The 12,073-nt window shown below is 63.7% G+C and carries 10 protein-coding genes; 4 read left to right on the top strand and 6 right to left on the bottom strand.

The annotated features are described in order from the left end of the window. The first annotated feature begins 1 nt into the window (after window position 1). The 4 genes from mce (at window position 2) to putA (ending at window position 6,761) form a co-directional block, all read left to right on the top strand. A complete protein-coding gene (gene mce / locus EV688_RS00410) occupies window positions 2-412 on the top strand; it encodes a methylmalonyl-CoA epimerase (protein ID WP_117316288.1) in 411 nt (136 codons plus the stop codon). Window positions 413-427: 15 nt separating this feature from the next. Further along, a complete protein-coding gene (gene scpA, locus EV688_RS00405) occupies window positions 428-2,596 on the top strand; it encodes a methylmalonyl-CoA mutase (RefSeq protein WP_117316286.1) in 2,169 nt (722 codons plus the stop codon). Next, a complete protein-coding gene (gene meaB / locus EV688_RS00400; protein WP_117316284.1) occupies window positions 2,593-3,552 on the top strand; it encodes a methylmalonyl Co-A mutase-associated GTPase MeaB in 960 nt (319 codons plus the stop codon). The genes scpA and meaB overlap by 4 nt, the downstream gene beginning before the upstream one ends. A 77-nt stretch (window positions 3,553-3,629) precedes the next feature. After that, the gene (putA, locus tag EV688_RS00395) at window positions 3,630-6,761 is read left to right on the top strand and encodes a bifunctional proline dehydrogenase/L-glutamate gamma-semialdehyde dehydrogenase PutA (protein ID WP_117316283.1); all 3,132 of its coding nucleotides are present in this window, start codon (window positions 3,630-3,632) and stop codon (window positions 6,759-6,761) included. A gap of 73 nt (window positions 6,762-6,834) precedes the next feature. Here putA and EV688_RS00390 read toward each other — a convergent pair whose 3' ends face one another. The 6 genes from EV688_RS00390 to EV688_RS00365 are packed head-to-tail and all read right to left on the bottom strand — an operon-like array spanning window position 6,835 to window position 11,953. Beyond that, a complete protein-coding gene (locus EV688_RS00390; protein WP_162883845.1) occupies window positions 6,835-7,755 on the bottom strand; it encodes a GNAT family N-acetyltransferase in 921 nt (306 codons plus the stop codon). A 7-nt stretch (window positions 7,756-7,762) separates the two neighbouring features. Continuing rightward, window positions 7,763-9,136: an adenylosuccinate lyase gene (purB, locus tag EV688_RS00385; protein WP_117316279.1), complete on the bottom strand. Its 1,374-nt coding sequence runs from the start codon at window positions 9,134-9,136 to the stop codon at window positions 7,763-7,765. Window positions 9,137-9,161: 25 nt separating this feature from the next. After that, window positions 9,162-9,791, bottom strand: coding sequence for a high frequency lysogenization protein HflD (gene hflD, locus EV688_RS00380; RefSeq protein WP_117316277.1), 630 nt, complete (start codon window positions 9,789-9,791; stop codon window positions 9,162-9,164). Further along, on the bottom strand, window positions 9,784-10,875 hold the full coding sequence (gene mnmA, locus EV688_RS00375) for a tRNA 2-thiouridine(34) synthase MnmA (protein ID WP_117316275.1): 1,092 nt from the start codon (window positions 10,873-10,875) through the stop codon (window positions 9,784-9,786). The genes hflD and mnmA overlap by 8 nt, the downstream gene beginning before the upstream one ends. Then, complete coding sequence (locus tag EV688_RS00370) at window positions 10,872-11,327, bottom strand: NUDIX hydrolase (protein WP_117316273.1); 456 nt, start codon at window positions 11,325-11,327, stop codon at window positions 10,872-10,874. The genes mnmA and EV688_RS00370 overlap by 4 nt, the downstream gene beginning before the upstream one ends. Next, the gene (locus EV688_RS00365; protein ID WP_117316271.1) at window positions 11,324-11,953 is read right to left on the bottom strand and encodes a pseudouridine synthase; all 630 of its coding nucleotides are present in this window, start codon (window positions 11,951-11,953) and stop codon (window positions 11,324-11,326) included. Before EV688_RS00365 ends, EV688_RS00370 begins: the two co-directional genes overlap by 4 nt. Window positions 11,954-12,073: the final 120 nt, after the last annotated feature.

Raw genomic sequence — 12,073 nt, 5'->3', positions numbered from 1 at the left:
CATGATCACAGCGCTCGATCACATAGCGATTGCCGTGCCGGATTTCGACCAGGCGATAAAGCGCTTCATGGAAGATTTCGGGCTCCCCTTCGATGGTACCGAGGATGTCCCGGATGCCAAGACGTCTACCGCGTTTTTCCCACTGCCGCCGACGCAGATCGAGCTGGTGCATCCCCTCAACGGAGAGGGGCCCATTGCGGGCTATCTGGAAAAGCGCGGCGGCGGTCTGCACCACCTGTGCTTTCGCTCCGACAATATTTTTGAGGATGTGGAGCGTCTCAAGGCGAAAGGGTACCGGTTTCTCAGTGATGCCCCATCGCCCGGTGCCCACGGTTCACAGGTAATTTTCATTCACCCGAAAAGCTGTGATGGCGTTCTCATCGAGATCAACCAGCCCGGCGACGAGCACTGACGCTGGAGACAGGCAATGACCGACCGCAAGATATACGACCGCAACAGCGCGGACCTCGAAGCGTGGCGGGAGCTGGCAACCCGACAGATGAAGGGCCGATCTCCCGATGAGCTGACCTGGCACACGCCAGAGCATATCGGTGTAAAGCCGCTCTATACAGCGGCAGATACCGCAGACAATCCCTACACGGACACCATGCCCGGTCTGTCGCCCTACATTCGCGGGCCCCAGGCAACCATGTACGCAGGGCGTCCCTGGACCATCCGGCAATACGCAGGCTTCAGCACGGCAGAAGAATCCAACGCGTTCTATCGCAAGGCGCTTGCCGCCGGCGGTCAGGGCATATCCGTGGCCTTCGATCTCGCTACCCATCGCGGCTATGACTCGGATCATCCGCGGGTGACCGGGGATGTCGGCAAGGCCGGCGTGGCCATCGACTCTGTCGAGGACATGAAGGTCCTGTTCGATGGCATTCCCCTGGACCAGGTATCCGTTTCCATGACCATGAATGGTGCGGTGCTGCCGGTGCTCGCCGGCTATATCGTTGCCGCAGAGGAGCAGGGCGTCGATCAGGCCCAGCTGGCGGGCACCATTCAGAACGACATCCTGAAAGAGTTCATGGTGCGCAACACCTATATCTACCCACCGGCGCCGAGCATGAAGATCATCGGCGATATCATTGCCTATTGTTCAGCTCACATGCCCCGCTTCAACACCATTTCCATATCCGGGTATCACATTCAGGAGGCCGGGGCCAATGCGGCGCTGGAGCTTGCCTACACTCTCGCCGACGGCAAGGAGTACATCCGTACTGCGCTGGCGTCGGGTTTGCATATCGACGAGTTTGCGCCGCGTCTGTCGTTTTTCTGGGGCATCGGCATGAACTTCTATATGGAGATCGCCAAGATGCGTGCGGCGCGTCTGCTGTGGGCGGAAATCGTTGCAGAGTTTGAACCACAAAACCCGAAAAGCTCCATGCTGCGCACCCACAGCCAGACATCCGGCTGGTCCCTGACGGCGCAGGACCCCTACAACAACGTTGTGCGTACCACCATAGAGGCGATGGCGGCGGTCTTCGGTGGTACCCAGTCGCTGCACACCAACGCGCTGGACGAGGCAATTGCACTGCCGTCCGATTTCGCCGCCCGCATCGCCCGCAATACCCAGCTCATTCTGCAGGAAGAGGCCGGCATCACCCATGTGGTCGATCCCTGGGGCGGCTCCTACATGATGGAAAGCCTGACGCGCGATATCGCCGCCAAGGCGCGTGAACTGATGGCCGAGGTGGAGGAGGCCGGAGGGATGGCGAAAGCCATAGAGACCGGGATGCCGAAGCTGCGTATCGAGGAAGCTGCGGCACGCAAGCAGGCGCGTATTGATCGCGGTGAGGATGTGATTGTCGGCGTCAACAAATATCAGAGCGAGGCGGATCGCGCAGTCGATATCCTCGAGATTGACAACGACAAGGTGCGTGAATCCCAGATTGCCCGCCTCGAGTCGCTCCGCGCCACCCGCGACGATACGGCCGTAAACGAGTCGCTGGAAGACATTTTCGCCTGTGCACACAGCGGTGAGGGCAATCTGCTGGCGCTGTGTATCGAAGCGACGCGACGTCGCGCGACAGTGGGCGAGATTTCCTCGGCGATGGAGCGTGAGTTCGGCCGCTTCAAGGCGCAGGCGCAGACGGTGTCCGGCGTCTACGGTGCCGCCTTCGACAGCGACGAGGACTGGCAGTCCATGTGCGGTGATATCGATGCCTTTGTCGAGATGCAGGGCCGGCGTCCGCGCATGCTCGTATGCAAGATGGGGCAGGATGGCCACGATCGCGGTGCCAAGGTCGTCGCCACCGCCTTCGCTGATGTCGGCTTTGATATTGATCTGTCGCCGATGTTTTCGACACCGGAGGAGGTGGCTCGCCAGGCCATCGAGAATGACGTTCACGTGATTGGCGCCTCGTCGCTGGCTGCCGGACACAAGACGCTGGTGCCGGCACTGATCCATGAGCTCGAAAAACAGGGTGCGTCGGATATTATCGTGATCGCCGGCGGGGTGATCCCGGAAAATGATTACCCGTTTCTCTATGACGCCGGCGTGAAATGCATCTTCGGGCCGGGCACGCCGATTCCTCAGGCCGCGCGCAAGGTGCTGGCGGCCGTGCTCGAGTCAACCGCGTCCGCGGAATGACGGCGGTTGATCTGGAGGCGCTGCGTCGGGGTGAGCGGCGCGCCCTGGCAAAGGCCATCACGCTGGTGGAAAGCCGACTGCCGCGCCATCGCGATGAAGCCCAGTCTGTTCTCGAGGCTTTGCTACCTGACACCGGCAACAGCGTGCGCATTGGCGTGACCGGGGTGCCCGGGGTGGGCAAGTCCACGTTTATCGAGGCATTCGGTCTGCACCTGATAGCGCAGGGCAAGCGCGTGGCTGTTCTGGCGGTAGATCCGAGTTCCCCGCTGGCGGGTGGTTCGATTCTGGGCGACAAGACGCGCATGGAGCAGCTCTCCCGTCGCGACGAGGCCTTTATCCGCCCCTCGCCGGCCGAGGGTGCCCTCGGGGGCGTGGCCCAGAAAACGCGGGAAACCCTGCTGCTTTGCGAGGCTGCGGGTTATGACGTCATTCTGGTGGAAACCGTGGGCGTCGGGCAGTCCGAGTACCAGGTGGCCGCCATGGTGGATTTCTTCATGGTCCTGATGCTCCCCGGGGGTGGCGACGAACTTCAGGGCATCAAGCGAGGCATTCTCGAGCTCGCCGACGCGCTGGTGATCAACAAGGCAGACGGTCCCAGTGAGGAGATGGCGGCAGTGGCGCGACAGCATTACAGCAGCGCCATGAGCCTGCTGCGTCACAGCGGCTTCTGGACGCCGCGGGTAATGACCTGCTCAGCGCTGCAGGGACGCCACATAGACGATGTCTGGGACATGGTGGTGGCCTACTGCACGGAAGCCAGGGAGCGCGGCGACTTTGAGCGCAGGCGCGCGCACCAGAATCGCGACTGGATGCACCAGCTGGTTCGCGAACTGCTGATGCAGCGCCTGGAATCCCAGCCCGGCATCCGCAGCATGCTCAGGGACCTCGAGGCAGAGGTCGAAGCGGCGCGCACCACTCCCTACCTCGCGGCGCGGAAGATTCTCGAGCAGTTCTGACCCCCTGTAGCGGCGCCTCTCGTCTTTGTGGCGCAAAACCGCGAGAATAGGGGAAAGTCAGAGGAGTGAGAGTTGGCATGAGCAGTCAGAATCCCGATTTTCGTGGTGCCATTCGCGCCGCGACGACCGCCGATGAACCTGGCGTTGTCGCCGGTCTGCTGCAGCGGCACGCTATGGATGCTGAGATGCGCGCCCGGGTACTGACCCGGGCAATTGATCTGGTACAGCGCTGCCGCGGTAAAAGCGACAGATCCGGCACGCTGGATGCCTTCCTTCAGGAATTCGGTCTGTCCAACAAGGAAGGCATCGCGCTCATGTGTCTCGCCGAGGCCCTGCTGCGGGTTCCCGACGAGGAGACCGCTGACCGGCTGATTGCCGAAAAAATACGCTCGGGAGACTGGGGCTCTCATCAGGGACGTTCGCAGTCACGCTTTGTGAATGCCTCGGTGTGGGGACTCATGCTGACCGGCCGTATCGTCCGTCTCGATGATCCGATCGTGCATGATACGGGGTCCTGGGTGCGGCGGCTGTCGACAACCCTGGGCGAGCCCGTGGTTCGCCGCGCTACCCTGCAGGCCATGCGTATCATGGGGGGACAGTATGTCCTGGGTCGCACGATCAGCGAGGCGTTGACCCGCGGCACCACCGAAGCACCGAGGGGCACCCGGTTTTCCTTCGATATGCTGGGCGAAGGTGCGCGCACGGCAAGCGACGCCAGCAATTACTTCGATTCCTATGCTGACGCCATCCGCAGCATCGGTGTGACGGTGAAGGCGCGGGACGTATACGCCGCCAACGGTATTTCCGTAAAACTGTCGGCGCTGCATCCACGCTACCAGTATCGCCAGCACGATCGCGTGATCGGCGAGCTGCTGCCGCGCGTGCGTGAGCTGGCGCTGATGGCGAAGCAGGCCCGTATCGGTCTGAGCATTGACGCCGAGGAGTGCGATCGCCTCGATATTTCACTGGATGTGTTTGAAGCTCTGGCGCGGGATACCGCGCTGGCTGGCTGGAACGGTCTCGGCTTTGTGCTGCAGGCCTACCACAAGCGTGCGCTTCCGGTGGTGCAGTGGCTGGCGGACCTGGCGCGGGATTCCGACCGCCGCCTGATGGTGCGTCTGGTCAAGGGTGCCTACTGGGACAGCGAAATAAAGCACGCGCAGGAGCTGGGCCTGAACGACTATCCGGTATTCACGCGCAAATGCCACACGGATCTCTCCTACCAGGTGTGTGCCGAAGCACTGCTGGAGGCCGGGGATGCCATTTATCCCCAGTTTGCCACGCATAATGCACATACCATCGCCTTCATTCAGGCCGTCGCGGGTGAGCGACGGGACTACGAGTTTCAGCGCCTGCATGGCATGGGTGAGCTGCTTTATGAAGAGGTGCTGCGCGAGGCACCCGAGACGCCCGTTCGCGTGTACGCGCCGGTGGGAAACCATCGCGATCTGCTGCCTTACCTGGTCAGGCGGCTGCTTGAGAATGGCGCCAATAGCTCGTTCGTCAATCGCTTTCTGGACAGCGACACACCGCCGGAGGTCCTCCTGCGAGACCCCGTCGAACAGTCAGCAGAGAGCGAGGCCCGGCGCCACCCACAAATACCGCCGCCCCCCTCGCTGTATCGCGATGCGACGCCGCCGTGGCGCAATGCCGCGGGCATGGACCTCTCCGATCCGGTGCATGCCGATCGGCTACGCCGCGATCTGCAGCAGTTTGCCAATGCCCAGTGGCAGGCCGCGCCCCTCGTTGCCGGACAATGGCTTGAGGGCGAGGCGCAGCCTGTGCGCAACCCGGCGCAGCGGGACGAGATCGTCGGTACCGTTGTTGCGGCCAGCGATGCCGCGATTGACAGCGCGCTGTCTGCGGCCGCCAGTGCTCAGGCGGCTTGGGATGCAGCCGGGATAGAGCAGCGCGCCGGGTGCCTGGAGCGTCTGGCAGAGCTTATGGAGACGCATTGTCATGAACTGATGGCGCTGCTTTCCCGCGAGGCCGGGCGCACGCTGGATGACGGCCTGTCCGAGGTGCGTGAAGCGATTGATTTCTGTCGCTACTACGCGCAACAGGCTCGTCTGCGACTGGCACCACAGGTGTTGCCCGGCCCCACCGGCGAAGTGAACGAACTGACGCTGCACGGTCGGGGGGTGTTCGTGTGTATCAGCCCGTGGAATTTTCCGCTGGCAATTTTTACCGGCCAGGTGGTGGCCGCGCTGGTCGCGGGCAACAGCGTCATCGCGAAGCCGGCAGAACAGACCCCGCTGATCGCGGCGCGAGCCGTGTCACTGATGCGCGAGGCGGGTGTACCCGATGACGTCCTCCAGCTGTTGCCGGGTGACGGTGCGCGGGTGGGTGCGGCCCTGGTTGCTGACAATCGCGTCGCGGGTGTGGCTTTTACCGGCAGTACGCAGACCGCGAAGCTGATCAACCGCACACTGGCGGATCGTGATGGCGCATTGCCGGTGCTCATCGCCGAGACTGGCGGCCTCAACTGCATGCTGGTGGATGCCACCGCGCTGCCCGAGCAGGTGGTCGACGACGTCGTGATTTCCGCCTTCCAGAGCGCCGGCCAGCGCTGCAGTGCGCTGCGCGTCATGTACCTGCAGGATGATATCGCCGACAAGGTGCTGGGCATGCTGGGCGGGGCGATGAAGGAGCTGCGGATCGGCGATCCCGCAAGGCTGGAAACCGATATCGGTCCAGTCATTGACACAGAGGCTCAGGCGATGCTGGAGCGTCACGTCGAGCGCATGGAACGCGAGGCAACCCCGATCGCCAGCTGTGAACTGGGGTCCGAGGCACTGGCCGGGACGTTTTTTGCGCCGCGGGTCTACGGCATCGAGCGCCTGGACCAGCTCGAGTCTGAGGTTTTCGGGCCGATTCTGCACGTCATCCGCTACCGCGCGAGCGAGCTTTCCGCGGTGCTCGAATCCATCAACCGCTCAGGCTATGGATTAACGCTGGGTGTACACAGTCGCATTGATGGCTTTGCGCGGGACGTCTTCAAGGCGACCCGCGTTGGCAATACCTACATCAATCGCAACATGGTTGGCGCGATTGTCGGGGTTAATCCCTTCGGTGGTCAGGGGCTCTCCGGAACGGGTCCCAAGGCGGGAGGGCCGCACTACCTGCTGCGTTTCGTGACAGAGAAAACCCGCACCGACAACGTCACCGCTAAGGGCGGCAACGCGCAGCTGTTCAACCTGGCAGAGTAAGGGGAGGGTGAGGCGCCGTCCCGCAACCGGGACGGCCTCCGGCTGAGAATTACCGAACTCACCGCGTGGGCCACTAGAGGGTCAGGCTGCGGAATCCGGGATGCGCGCTGGCGTGGCGCCAGAGTTCGCTGAACGCATCGCTGTGACGGGCGCCGCCCGCGCGATCATCAATCCGGAAAAAACCGTTGTCGCGGTCTTCCGCGGGCGCGATCAGCACGCCGTCGCGGTCGCGAATCACGGCGCTGTGACCGCGCCAGTCGGGATGCTCCGGCAGATGGCGAAGGTGTAAGCTGCTCGGTAGACGGCGAGCCAGCGTCAGCAGGCGATGGCCGCGCGATGTCACCGCCTCTGCATCACCCACCAGAATACGCACGCGCGAATCCCGCGTCTGGCGCACCAGCGCCGTCATCGCGCTGACGAGTGCATCGTTGTCGAATACCTGGGCGTCCAGCGCCGGACTCAGAATGTCCAGATGCCGTCGCGCGGTGCTGGCCAGGGCAATGGCGAGTGCCGCGAAGGGCTGAGGATAGCTGACGGGTACGACATCGATCCGGCACGCGGTGTAGTCCAGCTCCCGTCGCATGGCGACATGCTCTATGCCTGCCTCGACAAAGGTATCTCCCTCCTGAACGAAGGCCTGCCGGCTATAGAAGCCCGCGGCATGCGACTGTGCGTGCAGGTAGACAGTGCGCAGGCCCCGACGCATTGCCTGATCAATGAGGGCTGTCATGATGCGGGCACCGATGCCCCTGTTGCGTGCCTCGGGCAGCACCGCCATACGGCCGATTTTTCCGTCTGGCATCAGCCGTCCACAGGCCACGGGCCGGTCGCCGAGTTCAGCAATGGCATGTGCTGCCGCTGCGTCCTTCCCATCCCACTCGATGTCCGCGGGCACGCCCTGCTCCTGCACGAACACCGTTTCCCGCAGTGTCCGCAGGATGCCCTGGTCCCGATCCCAGTCGGCCTGGCGCAGGCTTAGAGGTTCTGCTGACACGGTGGCCTTACCCGAGGTCTTCGGCCTGTGCCCGCGCGTTGCCGGTATAGGTGGCTGGCGTGAGCGCGAGCAGTTCGTGTCGTGCTGACTCGGGGAGCGTATCCAGGCTCTCGATGAAGGTATGCAGGCTGTCACGGGTTATCGCCTGGCCTCGGGTCAGCGCCTTGAGCTTTTCATAGGGCTTCTCGATGCCATGCCGTCGCATGACGGTCTGCACCGCTTCCGCCAGGACTTCCCAGCTGTCTTCAAGGTCCCGGTCGAGGCGTTGCGCATTGAGCTCCAGCTTGCCCAGGCCCTTCTGCAGCGAGGCGTAGGCAATCAGGCTGTAGCCGAAACCAACGCCCATGTTGCGTAGCACCGTGGAGTCGGTGAGGTCACGCTGCCAGCGGCTGACCGGCAGCTTCTCCGCCAGGTGGATGAAGATCGCGTTGGCCAGGCCCAGATTGCCCTCGGCATTCTCGAAGTCGATCGGGTTGACCTTGTGCGGCATGGTGGATGAGCCCACCTCACCCTCCACTGTCTTCTGCTTGAAGTACCCCAGTGAGATATAGCCCCAGATATCGCGACTGAGATCCAGCAGAATCGTGTTCAGTCGCGACATGCCATGAAACAGTTCCGCCATGTAATCGTGCGGCTCGATCTGTGTTGTCCAGGGGTTGACGTCAAGGCCCAGGGATTCAATGAAGACACGTGCGTTGGCGGGCCAGTCAACCTCGGGGTAGGCCGCAATGTGCGCATTGTAATTGCCGACCGCTCCGTTGATCTTGCCAAGGTAGCCCTGCTTGTCCAGCGCTGCGAGCTGGCGATCCAGTCGCGCGACCACATTGGCGATCTCCTTGCCCACCGTGGTCGGACTGGCGGTCTGCCCGTGGGTGCGCGACAGCATCGGCTGCGCCGAAAACGCCGTGACCATTCCGCGCAGCGTGCCGCGCACCGCTGTCAGCGACGGATAGATGACGGACTGCATGGCGTCCCGAAGCATCAGCGCGTGAGCCAGGTTATTGATATCTTCGGAGGTGCAGGCAAAGTGCACGAACTCGCCGATGGCGGCGAGTTCCGGGTGGGAGGCGATACGCTCCTTGATGAAGTATTCGATCGCCTTGACGTCGTGGTTGGTGATTTTCTCAATGGTCTTGACGTGGGCAGCCTGGTCCTCGTCAAAGCCGCTGATGATCGCATCGAGTCCGGCATTGGCATCCGCTGACAGGGGCGGCACCTCGGGGATGCCCGGGTTGGCGGCGAGCCGCTGCAGCCATCGCACCTCGACCTCGATGCGGCGGCGCATCAACCCATATTCGCTGAATATGTGGCGAAGCGCCTCGGTCTTGCCGGCGTAGCGCCCGTCGATCGGACTCACTGCCGTGAGAGTGGATGAATTCATCTGCGCCTCCGAAAAGCGGCCGATTTTACACCACGCCCAGTCCACGGGACAGCGTCTGGCAGACGGCCAGCTGCCGGCGCCGCTGCAGTACCAGTTTCCAGCGACGTCCACCGAGCTGCCGCCAGAGGAATGCCGAGCGGATTCCTGCCAGCAGTACGGCGCGTACCTTGTCCGCAGTCTGGCGATCCTGCAGGTGTTGCGCGCTGCCCGTGACCTTGATGCGGAAGCGCAGCTGGCTGAGGGTGTCGCCATAGATACCAGCAATGCTGTGGCACACCTCGCCGACGTTGTCGCTGAAATGCTCTGCTTTGAAGCTGGCGTGCTGCAGCCTGGAGTGCACCACGCGCATCATTTCCGGGTCCGCGGCAAAGCGGCGCTCCAGGTGCAGCAGTGCAAAGAGGTAGCGATTGACATCGCGCTGCTCCGGGCCCTGCTGGTTGGCCAACAGGCTGGACAGGGTGTCGAGTCCCAGCTTGACGCCGGCCACGCCGCCAAAGACCGCCGCGGCGTCCTCGGCCTCGAAGCGGAACAGACTGTGAATGGATGCCTGCAGGAACTGCGCGGGATAACTTCCGGTGCGCGACAGTTGATCGACCATGCGCGCCGCCTGCGCAACCCCCGCGAGGGCGAGAGTCTGCTGCTCCAGCTCACGCATGGGCAGTCTCGATAACGGCGCCGCCGAGGCATTCGTCGCCGCGATAGAAAACGATGGACTGGCCCGGGGTCACAGCGCGCTGCGGCGTGTCAAAGGACACGTACAGGCCCGTGTCATTGGCGGCCACGCTGCACGGCTGGTCCTGCTGTCGGTAGCGGATCTTGGCATGGCAGTGCAGGGGCAGGGTCGGCGTCTCGCCGGCGATCCACAGCGGCGGGCTCGTTGTCAGGGCGCGCTTGAACAGGGCGGGGTGATCGTTGCCCTGTACCACCACCAGCTCGTTGCGCTGCAGGCACTTGTCCGCCACGTACCAGGGGGCGTCACCGGCATCGGCGCGCCCACCGATACCCAGTCCCTGCCGCTGTCCGATGGTGTGGTACATCAGTCCCTGGTGCTCGCCGAGATGCTCTCCTTCGGGACCCACAATGCGGCCTGGCTGAGCGGGCAGGTACTGCTGCAGAAAATCCCGAAAGCGGCGCTCACCGATGAAGCAGATACCGGTGGAGTCCTTCTTGTCATGCGTGATCAGTCCCTCCGCGGCGGCAATCTCGCGCACGTCGGGCTTGGGCAGCTCGCCAATCGGGAACAGGGTGCGGGCGAGGGCGTCGTGATCCACGGCGTGAAGGAAGTAGCTCTGGTCCTTGTTGTCATCCTCGCCCTTGAGCAGCGTGGTCTTGCCCTCGCGCTCTCCGCGACGCGCGTAGTGGCCCGTCGCAATCAGGTCGGCGCCAAGCATCAGGGCATAGTCGAGAAAGGCGCGGAACTTGATTTCGCGGTTGCACAGAATGTCGGGGTTGGGCGTGCGCCCCGCGCGGTACTCTGCCAGGAAATGCTCGAATACGTTATCCCAGTACTCCGCCGCAAAGTTCGCGCCGTGTAGCGGTATGCCGATGCGATCCGCAACCGCCTGTGCATCGGCATAGTCGGCTTTTGCCGTGCAGTATTCGGTGCCGTCGTCCTCGTCCCAGTTCTTCATGAACAGGCCCTCCACGTCATAGCCGGCGCGCTTGAGCAGCAGTGCGCTGACGGAGGAATCGACGCCGCCGGACATGCCGACGATGACTTTGGTTGATGCAGTTGTCATTGAGTGAAGATACTGTCCAGGGGATAAACGGTGCCGCTGCGAGCGCGCTCGATGGAGGCGAACACCAGCGGACTGCGCATTCTAGCAGAAAGCGACCTCAGATCGGCGTGTCCGAACCAGTGCACCGCGAGTATGTCGGGATCAATGCTGGCCTTGGGATCGCGCGCGTCCGGCCGCGCCAGGAACGTGGTCCTGAGGAAGGTGGGCATGCCCTCAGCGGGCGTCCACAGGGAAATGCCGATGACTCCAGTCAGCGTGACTGTCCATCCGGTCTCTTCGAGGGTTTCCCGCAGAGCCGCCGCCTGCAGCGTCTCGCCCGGCTCGAGGTGGCCTGCCGGCTGGTTGAAGACGCGCTGTCCGCTTTGCCTGTCGTACTCCTCAACCATCAGGTAGCGCTGCTGCGCATCCACGACAACGGTCGCCACCGTGGCGCGCGGGCACCAGACGCTCACGGTTTTCCCGCCCCCGGCTTGCGGATGCGTCTTTGCGGCGCGCCCGCTGACGGGCGGGTGCGCGCCCCGGTCCCGTCGGGCAGGTGCACGGCGAGCTGGCGAGACTCGCCCGGCGCCAGTCCCGCCAGCGACCAGTCTCCCACCCGGTGCCTGACCAGCCGCAGTGTGGGGTAACCGACGGCAGCCGTCATCCGGCGCACCTGCCGGTTGCGCCCTTCCTGCAGCGACAGCTCCAGCCAACTGTCGGCGATGTGCTGCCGCTCGCGCACGGGCGGTTCGCGCGGCCAGAGACCGGGGGGTTCCAGGATGGCGCGGGCCCTTGCCGGCAGGGTCGGGCCATCCTTCAGCGCCACGCCACCGCGCAGGCGAGCCAGCGCGGCCTCGGGGATGCGGCCCTCCACCTGCACCCAGTAGGACTTCCAGTGCCGATGCCGCGGATTGGCGATGCGCTGCTGCAGTCTGCCATCGTCACAGAGCACCAGCAGGCCCTCGGAATCGAAGTCGAGACGGCCCGCGGGCCGGAAGCCGGGTGCGCGCAGATAGTGGGCCAGCGTTGCCCTGCCAGCGTCGTCGGAGAACTGGCTGAGCACGCGAAACGGTTTGTTGAACAGCAGGATGTTGGCCACGCTTCTCCCCGATCCGGGTGTGTGCGGTGGCGGGAGCGCCAGGGACAAATCTGGTACACTACCGGCCGTTTCCGACGAGAGTTTTCCTGTCGCTGCAGCGGCGCAGGCAAGTCTTCTCGC

The sequence above is a fragment of the Chromatocurvus halotolerans genome, from assembly GCF_004340525.1.
Taxonomy (GTDB): domain Bacteria; phylum Pseudomonadota; class Gammaproteobacteria; order Pseudomonadales; family Halieaceae; genus Chromatocurvus; species Chromatocurvus halotolerans.
The sequence above is the reverse complement of the archived record's forward strand: the minus strand, read 5'-3'. Positions and strand labels throughout refer to the sequence as shown.